Consider the following 20,446-nt stretch of genomic DNA (forward strand, 5'->3'; position numbering starts at 1 on the left):
CTTATTTTGTTAGCAATTTTTCTACCACGTTTAACTTTCGCATGGTCAAATCTACATTAAAAAGCTTTTCAAGATAGTTGGTATTGAGCTTTTTTCGTTTTGCAGTTCTCGGGAGATAGAGGTAGAGACAGTGATCGCCTAGACAAATTTCTTCCTCGCCATAGTCAGCTTTCAATTTTTCTAGTGACAGACTTTGGATAAATCCCTGATAAAGAATCACATGTACACGATCATGAAGATAGCCTTCTTTAAATGGGTTTTCATGGACAATTTTCGTAAAATCACTTTTATTCTTGATTACCATTTTTAAGTCAGCACCAATTTTTTCCTTTATTAGAGCATGAACCTGTTCTCGTATTTCTTCTAGGGTTAAGTCACTTTCAAGAATGATATTTCCACTTTGAATATAAGTTCGAACGTGTTTAAAACCAGCCTCTGTCAAGATATCTGCTAGATAAGACATTCTAGGGATAGCATTTTTTCCATTAGGAGTAACGCCTCTTAGTAAAATAATATGTTCCAAAATAGCTCCTTTCTTATCTAACATCCTTAGATACTAAATCATTTATAGATTAAATTTGATCCTGCCACCCAGCCAGTACAGAGGGCAGAAGTGATGTTGAAACCACCTGTGTGGGCATTGATATCTAGTACTTCACCTGCAAAGTGAAGGCCAGGTACCAGTTTACTTTCAAGGGTTTTAGGATTGATTTCCTTGAGACTAACACCACCTTTGGTCACAAAGGACTTAGCCAATGACATTTTACCAGTGACAGGAATTTTGAGAGCCTTGATAGATTGGACAAGCTGGTCACGTTCTTTTTCAGTTAGCTGTTTGACTTTGTCAGGATATTCTTGCACAAAAAATTCTGCCAAGCGTTCTGGCAACAAGGTTTTTAAAGCATTTTTCAAGGTTTTTTCCCGATTTTCTTCTAGAAATGCCACCAAGTCGCTCTCAGAAAGTTGAGGTAAGACATCCAGTGAAAGAACTTCTCCACCCTTGACAAAACTAGACATACGCAGAGCAGCAGGGCCGGACAAACCAAAGTGGGTAAAGAGTAGATCATGAGTGATGACATGCTTGCCATAGCTTAAGGTCACATCATCTAGGGATATTCCCTGTAAGGCCTTATGTGGAAAATCAGTCAACAATGGGCTCTCGGCGGCTTCAAGCTCGGTAATGGTGTGCTTAAAATGGCGGGCAATCTCGTGACCAAATCCGGTCGAACCTGTAGAAGGATAGGATTTTCCACCAGTTGTGACAATGAGTTTATCACAAGTGAAGGTCTGGTCCGCGGACTTCAAGACAAACTGGTCGTCTATCTTTTTGACTGAAACAATCTCCGTTTGAGTAGCAACTTGACCTCCTAGCTCAGTGATTTTCTTTTCTAAGGCTTCGATAATGGTCCGCGATTTGTCGCTAGCAGGAAAGACACGTCCGTGGTCCTCAACCTTTAGTTTAACACCGTTTTCCGTGAAAAAGTTAATGATATCATGGTTATCAAACTGGGAAAAGACACTGTATAGAAAGCGTCCATTTCCAGGGATGCCAGCTAGTAGGTCGTCTAGAGTTCCGTTGTTGGTCACATTGCAACGTCCCCCGCCTGTTCCAGCTAATTTTTTTCCAAGTTTGCGATTTTTTTCGATGAGTAGAGTTTTCTGACCATAAAAGCTACTGGAAATCGTAGCCATCATGCCAGCAGGTCCCCCACCGATAACAATAGTATCAAAGTGTTTCATAAGAATATTGTACCACAAAAAACAAGAGATGTTTTGCATCTCTTGTCTGTTTTATTATGTGACTATTAGTCCGTCTCGCTCCGTTAGGTGCGAGACAAATAAACCACCCGCTATGCGGGTGCGCGTCGAAGGTTATACCAAAAAACTCCAAACGCGATACAATAAAGGTGTTCAAGCCAATTTTAAAGCGAAAGGAGAAAAATATGGCACAAAAGGCACATAGTTTATCACACACAAAGTGGATGTGTAAATATCACATTGTGTTCACCCCTAAGTATAGACGAAAAGTCATTTATAATCAATATCGAAGCAGTTTGGGAGAAATATTTCGCCGATTATGTAGTTATAAAGGTGTTGAGATTATCGAAGGCCATTTAATGCCTGATCATGTACATATGTTAGTAAGTATTCCACCAAGGATAAGTATTTCGAGTTTCATGGGGTATTTAAAAGGCAAAAGTGCACTCATGATGTTTGATAAACACGCCAACCTCAAGTACAAGTTTGGGAATCGGCATTTCTGGGCGGAAGGTTATTATGTAAGTACAGTAGGACTTAACGAAGCCATAATTAAGAAATATATTCAAGATTAAAGAAATTATCCAGTGGATGATTTCTTCACGAGTATAAAAATTCGAGAACGAGTAAAGCATGATATAGCACTAGATAAAATGAGTGTAAAAGAATATGAGGATCCCTTTAGGGATAGTGGTAAGTAATACTAAAGCCTCTTTGAGAGGCAAGTGACGAGTCAAGAGCAATAAGGCTTGAACAACGTGAAAGCCAGCGTCTTTAGGCGCTGGCTGGTAATTTGGGCTTATAGCCCTGGTGCAAACCACCCGTTAGACGGGTGGTCATGATTATTAGTCAATTTCATATCCCATGAGAAGTCCGCCATCTTCTGCATAAAAACTGCATAGACCAGATGTTGGAAGAATCCTAATTTTAGCTTGGGGGAATGTTTCCAGCAAGCGTTCTGACAATTGTTGACAGAATTTTTCATTGCTGCGGTGAGCCATGACGATACGGCCACCAGCATAACCAGCCTTGATGAGTTCTTCATAGGCTGCTTGAAGGGATTTTTTGGGTCCACGAGCCTTTTGGAGCAGTTCTAGGGTTCCAGTATTACTCGCCTCTCCGACCATACGAATGTTGAGAAGACCAACGACTGTACCGATAAGTTTGCTCAAACGGCCATTTTTTACCAAGTTATCAACCTTGGCGAGGACAAAGAGCAACTTCGTTTTTTCTTGGTAGGCTGTGATAGCTTCAACAATCTCTTCAAAAGAAAGTCCTTGATCAATCAATTCATTGATTTTTTCGACAATCAAGTCAACTTCCCCACCCGCAGATAAACTATCAATAACATGAATCTGAGTGTCAGGATGTTCTTCAAGGTAGATATTTTTAGCGAGCTGTGCACTGTTATGGCTACCAGAAAGAGCACCAGTGATGGTAACGACAAAGATATGCTTGGCACCTTCGAATGCACGCAAGTAATCATCAGGGCTAGGACAGGCAGATTTTGAAGCCTCAGAAGTCGCATACATAGTTCCCATCATGTGATCAATGTCGAGATTGGCATCGTCAATAAAGACCTGATCAGCTACTTGAATGGTTAAAGGAACACTAACAAATTCAGTATCGATAGCAGGAGTTGCTAGTTGACGATAATCACAACCCGAGTCAGCCACAATCTTCCAAGTCATAGAAATTCTCCATCTTTGTCACTTATACATTGACAAAGGTTCTGTCTTTTTTTACAATTATATCATGAAAGTTCTTGAAACAAAAGTACCACCTCTCTGTTGTCACAAGTAGAAAGAAATTGTTATGTCTGAACGCAAAATATCTGAAAAATCTCTTGAAAATCTCAGAAAATCAAATCAAGAATCCAATTTCTTGACCAGAGAAGCGATTGAGACTGCTCTTTTGCAACTTCTGGAAAAAAAAGACTTGGCTAAGATTAGTATTTCAGAGTTGGTCAAGCGGGCGGGTGTCTCTCGAGCTGCCTTCTATCGCAATTATGACTCTAAAGAAGCAATTTTAGACAGTGTTTTCAAACGCAGTGTTCATAATATCATGGAACAGTTGAGCCACTACGATGTTAAAACCGACCTTTATCTGGTCTGGGTTCACCTTTTCCGAGCAGCTAAGAAGGAAGCTAAGGTTATCCAACTTGCTCTGGACTACCACTTGGAAAGGATTTTTGTCCAAGCTATGCAGGAATTTCTGGAAAAATACCACGGAAAATCAAAAGGCGTCAGCAGCTATCTTCATTCCTTTTGGAGTTCTGCCATCGTATCGGTTCTACTCAAGTGGATCAAGGATGGCATGAAGGTTCCAGCTGAAAAGATTGCTGATTTGCGCTTGCCATTTTTCAAAAAATAGAGGAAAAGGAGAAGACTTATGACAGAAAAAAGACTGGCTTGGGATGAGTACTTTGCGGCTCAAGCCTTACTAATTGCCAATCGTTCTACTTGTAAACGCGCCAAAGTAGGAGCTGTCCTAGTCAAGGACAATAAAGTCATTTCAACAGGCTACAATGGTTCCGTATCAGGAACGGAGCACTGTATCGACCACGAATGTCTAGTCATTGAAGGACACTGTGTCCGAACCCTTCACGCTGAGGTCAATGCCATTTTACAAGGAGCCGAACGAGGGGTTCCGAAAGGATTTACAGCTTATGTGACCCATTTTCCTTGTCTGAACTGTACCAAACAACTCTTACAAGTCGGTTGCGAACGTGTAGTCTATATCAATCAGTATCGTATGGACGACTATGCCAAATACCTCTATCAAGAAAAAGGGACCGAGCTGACGCATTTGCCGCTTGAAACTGTTCAAAGAGCTATCCAGGAAGCCAATGTCATTTAGAATTTATAAAAAATGAATGGTTTAGAGAGATTTTTAAACCATTTTTTGGTATAATAAGAAGAATAAATTGAAAGAAGGAATTCAGAAAATGGGAAAACTTGAAGTCATTAATCATCCTCTGGTTCAACACAAATTGTCAATCTTGCGTCGTACAGACACTTCTACAAAAGCTTTTCGTGAGCTAGTAGATGAGATTGCAATGTTGATGGGATATGAAGTACTTCGTGATCTTCCACTTGAAGATGTGGAAATCGAAACACCAATCACAAAAACAGTTCAAAAACAATTGGCTGGTAAAAAATTGGCGATTGTCCCAATTTTGCGTGCAGGTATCGGAATGGTCGATGGACTATTGAGCTTGGTTCCAGCAGCAAAAGTTGGACACATTGGTATGTACCGTGATGAAGAAACCCTTCAACCAGTTGAATACTTGGTGAAATTGCCTGAGGACATTGACCAACGTCAAATCTTTGTAGTGGATCCAATGTTGGCAACAGGTGGTTCAGCTATCTTGGCTGTTGACTCCCTTAAAAAACGTGGGGCATCAAACATCAAGTTTGTCTGCCTTGTAGCTGCTCCAGAAGGAGTGAAAGCTCTTCAAGAAGCTCACCCAGATGTAGAAATCTTTACAGCAGCCTTGGATGAACGTTTGAACGAACATGGCTATATTGTCCCAGGTCTCGGAGATGCTGGAGACCGCTTGTTCGGTACCAAATAAGACTCAGATAGAGTTTTGAAGATGAAATTAGAGGATGTCTCTAATTTCGCGAGGAGGTTGAATTTTTGGTTCTGTCGATAGTATAGAGCAAAGATTTGACCTTTTTTGACTAAAATATTATAATAGTCATATCTTCAGTCATATGACTAATAAAAATAGAAGTTAAAGGAGAAATGAATGATTCCTGTAGTTATTGAACAAACAAGTCGTGGAGAACGTTCATATGATATTTACTCCCGTCTTTTGAAAGACCGCATCATCATGCTGACAGGTCCAGTCGAAGACAATATGGCTAACTCAGTTATTGCCCAGTTGCTTTTCTTGGATGCCCAAGATAGCACAAAAGATATTTACCTTTATGTCAACACACCTGGAGGTTCTGTGTCAGCTGGTTTGGCAATCGTTGACACTATGAACTTTATCAAGGCTGATGTCCAAACTATCGTGATGGGAATGGCTGCATCTATGGGAACTGTTATTGCATCAAGTGGAGCAAAAGGCAAACGCTTCATGCTTCCAAATGCAGAGTACATGATTCACCAACCAATGGGTGGAACAGGTGGCGGTACCCAACAAACAGATATGGCAATCGCTGCAGAACACTTGCTTAAAACCCGTAAGACATTGGAGAAAATTCTTGCAGATAACTCTGGTAAATCAGTTGAGCAAATTCATGCAGATGCTGAACGTGATTACTGGATGAGTGCCCAAGAAACACTTGAGTATGGTTTCATTGATGAAATCATGGCTAACAATTCTTTGAACTAATAAAGCATGAAAGCAAACTCGACGGGGTTTGCTTTTTTTGATATAATAGGATAAGATTTCTTAGAAAGAGGATTCCTCATGTTTGAAAAGACAAACCGATCAGGATTAATCATCTATCTTTACTATAACAGAGATGCAAAAAAACTACAGGAATATGGAGATGTTTTCTATCATTCCAAAAAGCATCGTTACCTGCAACTTTATGTTCCGACTGAGAATCTAGAAAGCTTGGTTGAGAAATTAGCTAAGGAACGATTTATCAAAAAGGTAAGGCCTTGTCATATTCAAGAGTTAGAGACTCCCTTTGTTGGCAATCTCTATCGAGAAAAGGAAAACGTTATCATTTAAAAAATTAAATAAATGTGTTGACAATTTTCTGATAATTCGGTATATTCTTAACATACTATTTTTGAAACAACTATAAGGAGATTAAAAATGAAGAAAAAATTTGCCCTATCTTTTGTGGCTCTTGCTAGCGTAGCTCTTCTCGCTGCCTGTGGAGAGGTTAAATCAGGAGCGTCAAATACAACTGGTAACCCAGTTGATGAAAAGACTATCAAAATCGGTTTCAACTTTGAAGAAACTGGTGCGGTTGCTGCCTACGGTACTTCTGAGCAAAAAGGTGCTCAGCTAGCGGTTGATGAGATCAATGCTGCTGGTGGTATCGATGGAAAACAAATCGAAGTTGTAGACAAAGACAACAAATCTGAAACTGCTGAAGCAGCTTCTGTTACAACAAACCTTGTTACCCAATCAAAAGTAGCAGCTATTGTAGGACCTGCGACATCTGGTGCAACTGCCGCAGCTGTAGCTAACGCTACTAAAGCTGGAGTGCCATTGATTTCACCAAGTGCTACTCAAGATGGTTTGACCAAAGGTCAAGATTACCTATTTATCGGAACCTTCCAGGATAGCTTCCAAGGGAAGATTATTTCTAACTATGTAACAAACAAATTGAATGCTAAAAAAGTTGTCTTGTACACAGATAACGCTAGCGACTATGCTAAAGGTATTGCCAAAGCTTTCCGTGAATCTTACAAAGGTGAAATCGTTGCAGATGAAACTTTCGTAGCAGGTGACACAGACTTCCAAGCAGCCCTTACTAAAATGAAAGGGAAAGACTTTGACGCTATCGTTGTTCCTGGTTACTACACTGAAGCTGGTAAAATCGTAAACCAAGCGCGTGGTATGGGAATTGACAAACCAATCGTTGGTGGTGATGGATTCAACGGTGAAGAGTTTGTGCAACAAGCAACTGCTGAAAAAGCATCAAACATCTACTTTATCTCAGGCTTCTCAACTACTGTAGAAGTTTCAGCTAAAGCAAAAGCCTTCCTTGATGCTTACCGTGCTAAGTACAATGAAGAACCTTCAACATTTGCAGCCTTGGCTTATGATTCAGTTCACCTTGTAGCAAACGCAGCAAAAGGTGCTAAAAACTCAGGTGAGATCAAGGATAACCTTGCTAAAACAAAAGACTTTGAAGGTGTAACTGGTCAAACAAGCTTCGATGCAGACCACAACACAGTGAAAACGGCTTACATGATGACCATGAACAATGGTAAAGTGGAAGCAGCAGAAGTTGTAAAACCATAACATAAGAATAGTAGTTGAAATAGGGAATGAGCCTTTGACTCACTCCCTGTTTCGATGTTTATGAACTTGTGAAAATTGAGAAATTTTCTAAAAAATAACAATAGAAAAGAGTGAATGCTATGCTCCAACAACTTGTGAATGGTTTAATTCTGGGTAGTGTTTATGCACTTTTGGCTCTGGGTTACACCATGGTTTATGGAATTATCAAACTCATCAACTTCGCCCACGGTGATATTTATATGATGGGAGCCTTTATTGGTTACTTTTTGATTAATTCTTTCCAAATGAATTTCTTTTTAGCTTTGATTATTTCAATGGTAGGAACCGCACTACTTGGTGTTGTGATTGAATTTCTTGCCTACCGTCCTTTGCGACACTCTACACGTATTGCTGTATTGATTACTGCCATCGGAGTGTCTTTCCTACTGGAATACGGGATGGTTTACTTAGTCGGTGCCAATACTCGTGCCTTTCCTCAAGCCATTCAAACAGTTCGCTATGATTTGGGGCCAATCAGCTTGACAAACGTCCAGTTAATGATTTTAGCAGTTTCCTTACTCCTGATGATTTTATTGCAAGTGATTGTTCAAAAAACAAAAATGGGGAAAGCCATGCGTGCGGTATCAGTTGATAGTGACGCGGCTCAATTGATGGGAATCAACGTAAACCGTACTATCAGCTTTACATTTGCCTTGGGTTCAGCCCTTGCTGGAGCGGCAGGTGTTCTCATTGCCCTTTACTACAACTCTCTTGAACCTTTGATGGGTGTGACTCCAGGTCTAAAATCATTCGTTGCGGCCGTTCTTGGTGGTATCGGGATTATTCCTGGTGCAGCTCTAGGGGGATTTGTGATTGGCTTGTTGGAAACATTTGCAACTGCCTTCGGTATGTCTGATTTCCGTGATGCTATCGTATATGGAATCTTACTTTTGATTCTGATTGTTCGACCTGCAGGTATCCTTGGTAAGAATGTGAAAGAGAAGGTGTAAACAATGAAGACAAATCTTAAAGTAAATATTCTCTGGTTATTCCTTCTGTTAGCGGGTTATGGGTTGATCAGTGTACTGGTTTCTGCTGGTGTTCTCAATCTATTCCATATCCAAATTTTAGAACAAATTGGGATTAATATCATCCTTGCAGTAGGTTTGAACCTAATTGTCGGTTTTTCAGGACAATTCTCACTTGGTCATGCAGGTTTTATGGCGATTGGAGCTTATGCAGCAGCGATTATTGGCTCAAAATCACCAACCTATGGTGCCTTCTTTGAAGCAATGGTCTTGGGTGCCTTGATTTCTGGTGCAGTAGCTTTGCTTGTTGGGATTCCAACTCTACGCTTGAAGGGGGACTATCTGGCTGTTGCAACACTAGGTGTTTCAGAAATCATTCGTATCTTTATCATTAATGGTGGAAGTTTGACCAACGGTGCCGCTGGTATCTTGGGTATTCCAAACTTTACCAACTGGCAAATGGTTTATCTATTTGTGGTGATCACAACTATTGCAACTCTCAACTTCTTACGCAGTCCAATCGGACGCTCTACTCTATCTGTTCGTGAGGATGAGATTGCTGCGGAGTCCGTTGGGGTAAACACTACAAAGATCAAGATTATCGCTTTTGTCTTTGGTGCTATTACAGCAAGTATTGCTGGCTCACTTCAGGCTGGTTTTATCGGATCTGTTGTGCCAAAAGATTACACCTTTATTAATTCCATCAACGTATTGATTATCGTTGTATTTGGTGGACTTGGTTCTATTACAGGTACCATCGTTTCAGCGATTGTTTTAGGAATTTTAAATATGCTCCTTCAAGATGTAGCTAGCGTACGTATGATCATCTACGCTTTGGCTCTTGTATTGGTGATGATTTTCAGACCAGGTGGACTTCTTGGGACATGGGAATTGAGTCTATCACGTTTCTTTAAAAAATCTAAGAAGGAGGGACAAAACTAATGGCATTACTTGAAGTTAAACAGTTAACCAAACATTTTGGCGGCCTAACAGCTGTTGGAGATGTCACTCTTGAATTGAACGAGGGAGAATTGGTTGGTCTGATTGGACCAAACGGGGCTGGTAAAACAACTCTTTTCAATCTCTTGACGGGTGTTTATGAACCAAGCGAAGGTACTGTGACACTAGATGGTCATCTCCTAAATGGGAAAACTCCTTATAAGATTGCTTCACTTGGACTCAGTCGTACTTTCCAAAATATTCGTTTGTTCAAGGATCTGACAGTTTTGGAAAATGTTTTGATTGCGTTTAGCAATCATCATAAACAACATGTCCTTGCGAGCTTTCTACGTCTACCCGCTTTCTATAAGAATGAGGAAGAATTAAAAAATAAAGCTTTGGACTTGCTTAAAATCTTTGATTTGGATGGTGACGCAGATACTCTTGCTAAGAATCTGGCCTATGGCCAACAACGTCGATTAGAAATCGTTCGTGCTCTGGCAACCGAACCTAAAATCCTCTTTTTGGATGAACCTGCAGCTGGGATGAATCCACAAGAAACAGCTGAATTGACAGAATTGATTCGCCGTATCAAAGACGAATTTAAAATTACCATCATGCTCATCGAACACGATATGAACTTGGTTATGGAAGTTACTGAGCGTATCTATGTTCTTGAATATGGTCGTTTGATTGCTCATGGTACTCCGGATGAGATCAAGAACAACAAACGCGTTATCGAAGCTTATCTAGGAGGTGAAGCCTAATGTCTATGTTAAAAGTTGAAAACCTCTCTGTGCATTACGGTATGATCCAAGCAGTTCGTGATGTAAGTTTCGAGGTTAATGAAGGTGAAGTTGTTTCCTTGATTGGTGCCAATGGTGCTGGTAAAACAACCATTCTTCGCACCCTTTCAGGTTTGGTTCGTCCAAGTGCTGGTAAAATTCAATTTTTAGGAAAAGAAATTCAAAAGATACCAGCGCAAAAAATCGTGGCAGGTGGCCTTTCACAAGTTCCTGAAGGACGCCATGTTTTTCCAGGATTGACTGTTATGGAAAACTTAGAAATGGGAGCCTTTTTAAAGAAAAATCGTGAAGAAAATCAAGCCAACTTGAAAAAAGTCTTTTCACGTTTCCCTCGTCTGGAAGAACGCAAAAACCAAGATGCGGCAACTCTTTCAGGTGGTGAACAGCAGATGCTGGCTATGGGACGCGCGCTCATGTCAACACCTAAGCTCCTTCTCTTGGATGAGCCGTCAATGGGACTTGCCCCGATCTTTATCCAAGAAATTTTTGATATCATCCAAGATATTCAGAAGCAAGGAACAACGGTTCTCCTAATTGAACAGAACGCTAACAAGGCCCTTGCTATCTCTGACCGAGGTTATGTACTTGAAACAGGAAAGATTGTCCTATCAGGAACAGGAAAAGAACTCGCAGCATCAGATGAAGTCAGAAAAGCATACCTAGGTGGCTAAAACAATCCAGTGGATTGTTTTAGTTGGCAGATAAAGATTGCGTAAGCAATCATCAAAATCCAGTGGATTGTTTTGTAGATGAATTTGAAGAGCTCCAAATTTGGGGCTTTTTCTTTGTTTTACCGCTATTTTGATGGAATTGATTTGAGTATCCGTTTTCTTGATATGGAATCTAACTTGACAAAAGCATTTGTTCATTATATAATTAAGTAAATAACAATATTGAACAAAAGAGGCTGAAGATATGCTATCAGAAAAACAATTTAAACTTTTACGTTTTTTGTTGACTCATAAAGACGAAAACTTTACGCAGAGACAATTGGCTGAACAGCTAGACATCTCTTTAGGGGCGGTGAATAACCTTCTCAAGGAATGTAAAGAAAAGAAGTGGATCAGTGAGGAAAATCATTTAACTGACCTAGGTGAGGAGGCTTTAACTCCGTATCAGGTGAAGAATGCCATTATCATGGCTGCTGGTATGAGTAGCCGCTTTGCTCCTCTGTCTTATGAGCTACCTAAAGGATTGCTTCAAGTCAAAGGTGAGCGTTTGATTGAGAGAGAAATCAAGCAATTGCAAGATGTTGGGATAGAGGACATTACAGTTATTGTAGGATATCTGCAAGAAAAAATGTTCTATCTAGCAGAAAAATTTGGTGTTAAAATCGTTGTGAATAATGATTACTATAAGTACAATAACTGCTCTTCTCTCATGCTAGTCAGAGACCAAATTTCTAACACTTACATTTGCTCGTCGGATAATTATTTTGTGGAAAATCCGTTTGAACGATATATTTACAGAGGTTATTATTCTACTATATTTGCAGAAGGGGACACAGACGAATACTGCGCTAAGGAAGACTCCAATCACACGATTATTGATGTTCAAATCGGTGGGACGAATACTTGGGCTATGGTGGGGCACGTTTATTTTGATCGCGCATTTAGTGAAAAATTCGTAGGCATTTTAGAAACTGAGTTTAAGCACGAACCATATCGCGAACAGCTCTGGGAAGATTATTATAGCCGTCACGTCAAGGAGCTTCCTTTGGAAGCTCGGCATTATTCAGCAGATATTGTTAAGGAGTTTGATTCACTAGATGAGTTGCGTCAGTTTGATGAACACTATTTGGTGAATACGAATTCGGAAATTATCGATAATATCTGTAAGACATTGGGATGTGTAGCTTCAGATATTGTCAATATCAAACCTCTAAAAGATGGTCTAACCAACACTTCGTTTTCATTTGACTGCCTAGGAAAGAAATATGTTTACCGTCATCCGGGTAGGGGGACTGAAAATTATATTGATCGTGCTAGTGAAGCGGCTTCCATGGAAATTGCTGCAAAATTAAAGATTGACCGTACTTTTGTCGCTATGAACAAGGATGAGGGCTGGAAAATTTCAGAATTTATCCCTAATGCCAAGCAACTAGATTATGATAATTGGGATCATGTGGCAAAAGCAATGGATCTCTTGAGACGCTTGCACCAATCTGGAGAAAAAACGGGACATTCCTTTGATCAATTTGAGGGAATTGGTGATTTTAGACAAAAATTAAAAGCCAGCAATCGTTTTGAATTTGATGGGCTTGAAGAGTTGGATAAGAATGTCTCAGTTCTCGAGAAGCTTCTACAAGAAGATCAAGCGAAAAAGGTTCTCTGCCATGGAGATTCTTATAGTCCGAATTTCTTGTTGAATGAAGCTGGAGAAATGAGCTTGATTGATTGGGAATATTCTGGTATGGGAGATCCAGCAGGAGATTTAGGAACCTTTATCGGGTGTTCAAATTATACATTGGAAGAAGCTGAAAAGGTGCTTGAAATCTATTTACAAGAAGTTCCAGACAAGAAAACCAAACGCCACTACTTGGCCTATGTATCAGTGACTTCATATTATTGGTTTTTGTGGGCCTTGTTCCAAGAAAGCGTTGGAAAACCAGTAGGTGAATTTCTTTATATCTGGTATCGTTATACCAAGCAGTATGGAAAACTTGCATTAGATTTATACTTAGAGGAGAATTGAGATGAAACCGACATCTGAAATTGAAGAATTAGTAGCACACGAAACGAAAAGAAGGCTAGAAGAAATGGAATCTCCAAACTATGTGTTTGCTCGGCCATTTCTAAAAAGTGATTTTACTATAGTCATCGCCCTAGTCATAGTCAACCTCATTTTGATTATACTAGCCATGACAGGGGGTATTCAATAAAATGTCTAAGATGAATGACTTTATTCAACAGGAGACCATAACGGGAATTGTTCCCATGACCAACAAGGATCGTCAGTATTCTTTCTGGGATCTCTTTCTGTCGACAAGTGGTTTTGCCATTGCGACTTGGTGTTATACCCAAGGAGCCTATGTGGCTCAATATTTGACCTTTAATCAAATGTTGATTAATATTTTTAGTTTCAACATTATTTGGGTTTTTATCGAATGTCTCCCAATTTTGTTTGCGGTTAAATATGGAATTGATTTGTGGATTTGGTTGAGGGCTGTCTTAGGAAAAAAAGGGGTAGCCTTGCTATCAACCATTATTAGTTTGGCTAACTTTGGCTGGTATGCCGTTGCGGCCAATCTTTTTGCCAGTTCCATGATTCATTTAGGGAATAATTTTGGACTTGGCTTAGACAAGGGAGTATGGGCACCGATTCTAGGCACTCTCTGTGTTCTCCTTGGAACGCTGATTGCGCTGGGAGGTCCAGAAGTGATTAAATGGACCAATCGATTCTTGGTAATCGCCTTGTTGATTGTCGGTCTGATTATCGTTGGAATCTGTTTTGTAGCCGTTCCTATTACTGACATTATGAACATTCAACCAGCGACCCAAGGAGATTTAACTCCACTAGAACGCTTCATGCTTTCTGGGGAAGGAAATGTAGCCTTTGCCTTCTCTTGGTCTACACAGGCGCTGGTCTTGCCACGTTTGGCAAAATCAGAACGCAGTGGCTATTGGGCTACAGCTTTATCATACGGGGTTGTCGCTCCATTCTTTGTTGCGACAGGTGGAGTAATGGCTCTAGCCATGTTTGTCAAAACAGGTGTCTATGAAAGTGATCCAACGACGATGCTTTCAACTCTAAGCACCCCAGCCTTTGCTCTCTTAAGTCTACTACTAGTAGCCTTTGCCAATATTGGAACCCAGGGTACAGGATCGTACGTGAACTGTATGATTGTAAAAAGTGGGATGCCAAAAGTAAGCTATAAACTAATGGTTTGGATTGCCATGGTATACGTGAGCCTACTTACAATCTGGGGAGGAGTGGAAGAGTACTTCGGTTCCTTCATCTCACTAGCCGCTTATATTCAGGGTCCCATTATCGGAATGATTGTTGTTGACTACTTTATCTTAAGAAAACGAAAACTCGATTTGCGTTCAGCCTATTTCCTTGAAGGGCATGACGCCTATGAATTCACTAAGGGATTTAACCTAGTTGGCTTATCTTGCGTATTTATCTCCTTATTGGTAGCAGTACTATTTGTTTACAACCCTGTAACTGCACAAATTCAAAGTTCAATCTTTTTAATCACGACTGGTAGTGGCTTTACTGCGATCTTTGGTGGTTTATTGTACTGGCTAGCTAGCTTAACCCCGTTAAAACGCTATATGATCAAGGATCGGGACTCAGTTACTATTTAAGGATATAGGATTGATTAGAAATACTCTAGTATGCCTCCTGCTGGAGGGCTTTAGAAAATCTTTATTGATACGGTAGAATAGGCTGAGCAGGTACTTGAAATTTCTGTAGAAGAAATTCCAAACGTGAAAACGAAATACAGCTATCTAGCTCAAGTTTTTGGGCATCATACTATTACTCTTTTGTGAGGATTATTTCAGGAGAGTGTCTGTAAATCTATTAGGGGAGTTTTTCTATATTTGGTACCACAATAGTGGGCAGTATGGTCAATTGAAATTAATTTTTAGTCGGAGAACTGACAATATGAGAATTGGTATTGAACTTGAGCAATTAGTTGTAGGTGAAACTAAAAAATGAAAGCCTTAATCTATGTGTATTTATCTCCCCTTTCTTAAAAGTTTATTTTACATAAGTAATTGATATGATTCTAGTCAATCATATTCTGATCATCTTAGCCATGACAGGAGGTATTCAATAAAATGTCCAAGATGAATGATTTCATTCAACAGGAGACGATAACGGGAATCGTTCCCATGACCAACAAGGATCGTCAGTATTCTTTCTGGGATCTCTTCTTATCGACAAGTGGTTTTGCCATCGCAACTTGGTGTTATACCCAAGGAGCTTATGTAGCTCAATATTTGACCTTTAATCAAATGTTGATTAATATTTTTAGTTTCAACATTATCTGGGTTTTTATCGAATGTCTCCCAATCTTGTTTGCAGTTAAATATGGAATTGATTTATGGATTTGGTTGAGAGCTGTTCTAGGTAGAAAAGGGGTAGCTGTTCTATCAACTGTGATTAGTCTGGCAAATTTTGGTTGGTACGCCGTGACCGCCAATCTTTTTGCCAGCTCCATGATTCATTTGGGAAATAATTTTGGACTTGGTTTAGATAAGGGAGTATGGGCACCGATTCTAGGCACTCTCTGTGTTCTCCTTGGAACGCTGATTGCTCTTGGGGGTCCAGAGGTGATTAAAGGCACTAATCGCTTTCTAGTGGTAGCCTTGTTATTTGTTGGGCTAATCATCGTTGGGATCTGTTTTGTTGCGGTTCCGATTAGGGATATTATGAATGTCCAACCTGCCATTCAAGAAAATTTGACACCGATTGAACGTTTTATGATGTCAGGGGAAGGAAATGTGGCCGTAGCCTTTTCTTGGTCTACACAAGCCTTTGTCTTGCCACGTTTGGCAAAATCAGAACGTAGTGGCTATTGGGCTACAGCCTTGTCATATGGGGTTGTTGCGCCATTCTTTGCTGCGACAGGTGGAGTGATGGCTCTAGCCATGTTTGTCAAAACAGGTGTCTATGAAAGTGACCCAACGACAATGCTTTCAACGTTGAGCACTCCAGCCTTTGCTCTCTTAAGTCTACTATTAGTAGCCTTCGCCAATATTGGAACCCAGGGTACAGGATCGTACGTGAACTGTATGATTGTAAAAAGTGGGATGCCCAAAGTAAGCTATAAGCTAATGGTTTGGATTGCCATGATTTATGTGAGCCTACTCACCATCTGGGGAGGAGTGGATGAATACTTCGGTTCCTTCATCTCGCTGGCTGCCTATATTCAAGGCCCCATTATCGGAATGATTGTTGTTGACTACTTTATCTTAAGAAAACGAAAACTTGATTTGCGTTCAGCCTATTTCCTTGAAGGACATGACGCCTATGAGTTTACAGATGGTTTTAACTTAGTGGGATTATCTTGTGTAATCATTTCCTTATTAGTTACGGTATTATTTGTTTACAATCCTATAACAAAGCATATCCAGAGTCCTATGTTTTTGCTCACAACTGGTAGTGGCTTTACTGCGATCTTTGGTGGTTTATTGTACTGGCTAGCTAGCTTAACTCCGTTAAAACGCTATATGATTAAGGATAGAGATTCCGTTACGATTTAAGTTTAAGAGAGAAGGCTGTTTCTCTCTTTTTTGTGATTGAATGTTACAAAATCTTGAAAAAGAGATGAAAGCGTTTGATAGTTTTTGTAAGAAAGTGTATAATTATAGTAGCAATAAAGAAGGAGAAGTCTCATGGCAGTTAAAGATTTTATGACCCGCAAGGTAGTTTATATCAGTCCTGATACGACTGTAGCACATGCAGCAGATTTGATGCGCGAGCAGGGCTTGCACCGATTACCTGTTATCGAAAATGATCAATTGGTTGGTCTTGTAACAGAAGGAACCATCGCAGAGGCAAGTCCATCTAAAGCAACCAGTCTTTCAATTTACGAGATGAATTATCTTCTCAATAAGACCAAAGTTAAAGACGTCATGATTCGCAATGTTATAACAGTCTCAGGTTATGCTAGTCTAGAGGATGCGACCTACCTGATGTTGAAAAACAAGATTGGTATTTTACCAGTTGTTGATAACCAGCAGGTATATGGAGTGATTACGGACCGCGATGTCTTCCAAGCCTTTTTGGAAATTGCAGGTTATGGAGAAGAAGGGATTCGTGTTCGGTTTATTACGGAAAATGAAGTCGGGGTTTTGGGCAAGATTGTGAACTTGATTGCTGAGGAAAATTTGAATATTTCTCACACGGTTAATATCCCTCGTAAGGATGGTAAGGTTGTCATTGAGGTTCAAATTGATGGAACGATTGATTTAACTGCCCTGAAGGAGAAATTTGAAGCGCAAGGCATCCAAGTAGAGGAAATTGCTCGAACATCTGCTAAAAAGTTATAAAATGGAGGGTGAAGGCCCTCTTTTTTGTATACAAATTGAAATATCAAGCAAAATATGGAAAGAAATGAGAGAATGTGGTATAATGAAACGATGTGATAAAGGAGTATTTATGGACATTTCAGAAATTCGTCAAAAAATTGACGCAAATCGTGAAAAATTAGCTTCTTTCAGGGGGTCTCTTTGACCTCGAAGGCTTAGAGGAAGAGATTGCCATCTTGGAGAACAAGATGACAGAACCTGATTTTTGGAACGATAATATCGCGGCCCAAAAAACGTCGCAAGAATTAAATGAATTAAAAAACACCTACAACACCTTCCGTAAGATGGAAGAGTTGCAGGATGAAGTTGAAATTTTATTGGACTTTTTAGTAGAAGACGAGTCTGTACGTGATGAGCTGGTTGAACAGTTGACAGAACTGGATAAGATGATGACCAGTTACGAAATGACGCTTCTCTTGTCAGAACCTTATGACCATAATAATGCAATCTTGGAAATTCATCCAGGTTCTGGTGGTACTGAGGCGCAGGACTGGGGCGATATGTTGCTCCGTATGTATACTCGTTATGGAAATGCCAAAGGTTTTAAAGTAGAAGTCTTGGATTACCAGGCTGGTGATGAAGCAGGTATCAAGTCGGTGACCTTGTCCTTCGAAGGTCCAAATGCTTATGGCCTACTCAAGTCGGAAATGGGTGTTCACCGTTTGGTCCGTATTTCACCATTTGACTCAGCCAAACGTCGCCATACCTCTTTTACATCTGTTGAGGTTATGCCTGAGTTAGATGATACCATCGAAGTGGAGATTCGTGAAGATGATATCAAAATGGATACCTTCCGTTCAGGTGGTGCTGGTGGACAGAACGTCAATAAGGTTTCAACTGGTGTGCGTTTGACGCACATTCCTACGGGGACAGTCGTTCAATCGACAGTCGATCGTACCCAGTATGGAAATAGAGATCGTGCTATGAAGATGTTGCAAGCTAAACTCTATCAAATGGAGCAAGAAAAGAAAGCAGCGGAAGTCGATTCCCTTAAAGGTGAGAAAAAAGAAATCACTTGGGGAAGTCAGATCCGTTCTTATGTCTTCACACCTTATACGATGGTGAAAGATCACCGTACGAGCTTTGAAGTTGCGCAGGTAGATAAGGTTATGGATGGAGATCTAGATGGTTTCATCGATGCCTATCTCAAATGGCGAATCAGCTAAGAATAGAAAGGAACTCACATGTCAATTATTGAAATGCGAGATGTTGTCAAAAAATATGATAACGGGACGACTGCCTTGCGTGGCGTCTCTGTTACCATTGAATCAGGAGAGTTTGCCTACATCGTAGGACCTTCAGGAGCAGGGAAATCAACCTTTATTCGTTCCTTGTATCGCGAGGTCAAAGTCGAAAAAGGCAGTTTAAAAGTGGCAGGCTTTAATCTAGTTAAAATCAAGAAGAAAGACATCCCTCTGCTCCGTCGTAGTGTAGGGGTTGTCTTCCAGGATTATAAACTCTTGCCTAAGAAAACCGTTTATGAGAATATTGCTTACGCAATGGAAGTTATTGGTGAGAACCGTCGTCATATTAAGAAACGTGTTATGGAAGTTTTGGACCTAGTTGGTTTGAAACACAAGGTTCGCTCTTTCCCTAATGAACTCTCAGGTGGAGAGCAGCAACGGATTGCGATTGCCCGCGCGATTGTCAACAATCCAAAAGTCTTGATTGCCGATGAGCCGACAGGAAACTTGGACCCAGATAATTCTTGGGAAATTATGAATCTGTTGGAACGCATCAATCTCCAAGGTACTACAGTATTGATGGCTACCCATAATAGCCAGATTGTAAATACCTTGCGCCACCGTGTCATTGCCATTGAAAATGGCCGTGTCGTTCGTGACGAAGCAAAAGGAGAATATGGATACGATGATTAGTAGATTTTTTCGCCATTTATTTGAATCATTAAAAAGTTTAAAACGAAATGGCTGGATGACAGTAGCAGCTGTGAGCTCGGTTATGATTACTTTGACTCTAGTTGCCCTGTTTGCATCCGTAATTTTTAATACAGCGAAACTGGCTACCGATATTGAAAACAACGTTCGTGTCATGGTTTACATTCGTAAGGATGTGGCGGATAATAGTGAAACGATTGAAAAAGAAGGTCAGACAGTTACCAATAATGACTATCACAAGGTTTATGATGCCTTAAAAGCCATGCAAGGTGTTAAGAATGTCACTTTTTCAAGCAAGGAAGAGCAGTATCAAAAATTGACTGAAACGATGGGAGACGATTGGAAGGTCTTTGAAGGAGACGCCAACCCACTCTATGATGCCTATATCGTTGATACTAATACTCCGAGTGATGTTAAAACGGTGGCTGAAGAAGCTAAGAAAATTGAGGGAGTATCAGAAGTTCAAGATGGTGGAGCCAACACTCAACGACTCTTTGAACTGGCTTCCTTTATCCGTGTTTGGGGATTGGTTATTGCAGGGCTCTTGATTTTTATCGCAGTCTTCCTCATTTCCAATACCATCCGTATTACCATTATTTCTCGGAGCCGTGAAATTCAAATCATGCGTCTAGTAGGAGCTAAAAATGGCTATATTCGTGGTCCATTCTTGCTAGAAGGTGCCTTTATCGGCTTACTAGGTGCAGCGATTCCTTCAGTCCTTGTATTCTTTGTTTATAATATGGTTTATCAATCTGTCAATAAATCTTTGGTGGGGCAAAACTTGTCAATGATTACACCAGATGTGTTTATCCCTTTGATGACAGTCCTATTGTTTGTAATTGGTATTTTCATTGGGGCAATCGGATCAGGCATTTCTATGCGTCGATTCTTGAAGATCTAGTTGGATATAAATGCAACTTACAGACCAAATCAAAAATAATACAATTTTAAAAGAGAAGTTTTCTTGAGCTTCTCTTTTTTCTTTTAGCACTTGTATAAAAATTTAAGAAAAACGGAAAATTTTTTTATAAAAACCTTTACAAAAAAAAATAAAGTG

At 40.1% G+C, this 20,446-nt stretch carries 21 protein-coding genes and 1 pseudogene; 19 read left to right on the forward strand and 3 right to left on the reverse strand.

The genetic code is table 11. The features are described from left to right. Nucleotide 1: 1 nt before the first annotated feature. Nucleotides 2–523, reverse strand: coding sequence for a DUF1697 domain-containing protein (locus tag FGK98_RS03145; RefSeq protein WP_138101024.1), 522 nt, complete (start codon nucleotides 521–523; stop codon nucleotides 2–4). A 38-nt stretch (nucleotides 524–561) separates the two neighbouring features. After that, nucleotides 562–1,740 (reverse strand): BaiN/RdsA family NAD(P)/FAD-dependent oxidoreductase, encoded by a 1,179-nt coding sequence (locus FGK98_RS03150; protein WP_138099986.1) that lies wholly within the window; start codon nucleotides 1,738–1,740, stop codon nucleotides 562–564. A 203-nt stretch (nucleotides 1,741–1,943) separates the two neighbouring features. Between FGK98_RS03150 and tnpA the strand changes: the two are divergent. Continuing rightward, nucleotides 1,944–2,459 (forward strand): annotated as a pseudogene (tnpA, locus tag FGK98_RS03155) (IS200/IS605 family transposase). A 144-nt stretch (nucleotides 2,460–2,603) separates the two neighbouring features. Here the strand turns inward: tnpA and FGK98_RS03160 are convergent. After that, the gene (locus FGK98_RS03160; protein WP_138099987.1) at nucleotides 2,604–3,449 is read right to left on the reverse strand and encodes a DegV family protein; all 846 of its coding nucleotides are present in this window, start codon (nucleotides 3,447–3,449) and stop codon (nucleotides 2,604–2,606) included. A gap of 124 nt (nucleotides 3,450–3,573) precedes the next feature. On the opposite strand from FGK98_RS03160, the gene FGK98_RS03165 reads away from it, so the two are divergent. The 18 genes from FGK98_RS03165 (at nucleotide 3,574) to ftsX (ending at nucleotide 20,290) form a co-directional block, all read left to right on the forward strand. Further along, nucleotides 3,574–4,131: a TetR/AcrR family transcriptional regulator gene (locus FGK98_RS03165; RefSeq protein WP_138099988.1), complete on the forward strand. Its 558-nt coding sequence runs from the start codon at nucleotides 3,574–3,576 to the stop codon at nucleotides 4,129–4,131. 18 nt (nucleotides 4,132–4,149) lie between these two features. Beyond that, nucleotides 4,150–4,617: a deoxycytidylate deaminase gene (locus tag FGK98_RS03170; RefSeq protein ID WP_138099989.1), complete on the forward strand. Its 468-nt coding sequence runs from the start codon at nucleotides 4,150–4,152 to the stop codon at nucleotides 4,615–4,617. 88 nt (nucleotides 4,618–4,705) lie between these two features. Beyond that, entirely contained in the window at nucleotides 4,706–5,335 is a 630-nt protein-coding gene (upp, locus tag FGK98_RS03175; RefSeq protein ID WP_138099990.1) for a uracil phosphoribosyltransferase, read from the forward strand. A gap of 177 nt (nucleotides 5,336–5,512) precedes the next feature. After that, nucleotides 5,513–6,103: an ATP-dependent Clp protease proteolytic subunit ClpP gene (clpP, locus tag FGK98_RS03180; RefSeq protein WP_000613463.1), complete on the forward strand. Its 591-nt coding sequence runs from the start codon at nucleotides 5,513–5,515 to the stop codon at nucleotides 6,101–6,103. A gap of 78 nt (nucleotides 6,104–6,181) precedes the next feature. Further along, complete coding sequence (locus FGK98_RS03190) at nucleotides 6,182–6,451, forward strand: YlbG family protein (RefSeq protein WP_138099992.1); 270 nt, start codon at nucleotides 6,182–6,184, stop codon at nucleotides 6,449–6,451. An 87-nt stretch (nucleotides 6,452–6,538) separates the two neighbouring features. Further along, on the forward strand, nucleotides 6,539–7,699 hold the full coding sequence (locus FGK98_RS03195; protein ID WP_138099993.1) for an ABC transporter substrate-binding protein: 1,161 nt from the start codon (nucleotides 6,539–6,541) through the stop codon (nucleotides 7,697–7,699). A 119-nt stretch (nucleotides 7,700–7,818) separates the two neighbouring features. Continuing rightward, a complete protein-coding gene (locus FGK98_RS03200; protein WP_000941418.1) occupies nucleotides 7,819–8,688 on the forward strand; it encodes a branched-chain amino acid ABC transporter permease in 870 nt (289 codons plus the stop codon). A 3-nt stretch (nucleotides 8,689–8,691) separates the two neighbouring features. Continuing rightward, complete coding sequence (locus FGK98_RS03205) at nucleotides 8,692–9,648, forward strand: branched-chain amino acid ABC transporter permease (protein WP_138099994.1); 957 nt, start codon at nucleotides 8,692–8,694, stop codon at nucleotides 9,646–9,648. Beyond that, the gene (locus tag FGK98_RS03210; RefSeq protein WP_084943777.1) at nucleotides 9,648–10,412 is read left to right on the forward strand and encodes an ABC transporter ATP-binding protein; all 765 of its coding nucleotides are present in this window, start codon (nucleotides 9,648–9,650) and stop codon (nucleotides 10,410–10,412) included. Before FGK98_RS03205 ends, FGK98_RS03210 begins: the two co-directional genes overlap by 1 nt. Then, nucleotides 10,412–11,122, forward strand: coding sequence for an ABC transporter ATP-binding protein (locus FGK98_RS03215; protein WP_138099995.1), 711 nt, complete (start codon nucleotides 10,412–10,414; stop codon nucleotides 11,120–11,122). The genes FGK98_RS03210 and FGK98_RS03215 overlap by 1 nt, the downstream gene beginning before the upstream one ends. Nucleotides 11,123–11,366: 244 nt before the next feature. Further along, a complete protein-coding gene (locus tag FGK98_RS03220; protein ID WP_138099996.1) occupies nucleotides 11,367–13,145 on the forward strand; it encodes a phosphotransferase in 1,779 nt (592 codons plus the stop codon). 1 nt (nucleotide 13,146) lies between these two features. Continuing rightward, nucleotides 13,147–13,332: a hypothetical protein gene (locus FGK98_RS03225; protein WP_138099997.1), complete on the forward strand. Its 186-nt coding sequence runs from the start codon at nucleotides 13,147–13,149 to the stop codon at nucleotides 13,330–13,332. A gap of 1 nt (nucleotide 13,333) precedes the next feature. Further along, nucleotides 13,334–14,761, forward strand: coding sequence for a cytosine permease (locus FGK98_RS03230; protein WP_125415024.1), 1,428 nt, complete (start codon nucleotides 13,334–13,336; stop codon nucleotides 14,759–14,761). Between the two features lie 477 nt (nucleotides 14,762–15,238). Further along, nucleotides 15,239–16,666 carry a cytosine permease gene (locus FGK98_RS03235; protein ID WP_138099998.1) on the forward strand — a complete coding sequence of 476 codons (1,428 nt, stop codon included), beginning with the start codon at nucleotides 15,239–15,241 and terminating at the stop codon, nucleotides 16,664–16,666. A gap of 132 nt (nucleotides 16,667–16,798) precedes the next feature. Next, a complete protein-coding gene (locus FGK98_RS03240; RefSeq protein WP_138099999.1) occupies nucleotides 16,799–17,455 on the forward strand; it encodes a CBS domain-containing protein in 657 nt (218 codons plus the stop codon). A gap of 109 nt (nucleotides 17,456–17,564) precedes the next feature. Next, nucleotides 17,565–18,660 (forward strand): peptide chain release factor 2 gene (prfB, locus tag FGK98_RS03250; RefSeq protein ID WP_125449940.1). Its coding sequence is split into 2 segments (ribosomal slippage): nucleotides 17,565–17,636 and nucleotides 17,638–18,660, totalling 1,095 coding nucleotides; the frame shifts between segments, so codons are not numbered across the junction. A gap of 18 nt (nucleotides 18,661–18,678) precedes the next feature. Next, on the forward strand, nucleotides 18,679–19,371 hold the full coding sequence (gene ftsE, locus FGK98_RS03255; protein WP_138100000.1) for a cell division ATP-binding protein FtsE: 693 nt from the start codon (nucleotides 18,679–18,681) through the stop codon (nucleotides 19,369–19,371). Further along, nucleotides 19,364–20,290, forward strand: coding sequence for a permease-like cell division protein FtsX (ftsX, locus tag FGK98_RS03260; protein ID WP_125449938.1), 927 nt, complete (start codon nucleotides 19,364–19,366; stop codon nucleotides 20,288–20,290). Before ftsE ends, ftsX begins: the two co-directional genes overlap by 8 nt. The last annotated feature ends 156 nt before the right edge of the window (nucleotides 20,291–20,446 follow it).

Origin of the sequence: Streptococcus australis (genome assembly GCF_901543175.1) — a bacterium.
GTDB lineage: Bacteria > Bacillota > Bacilli > Lactobacillales > Streptococcaceae > Streptococcus > Streptococcus australis_A.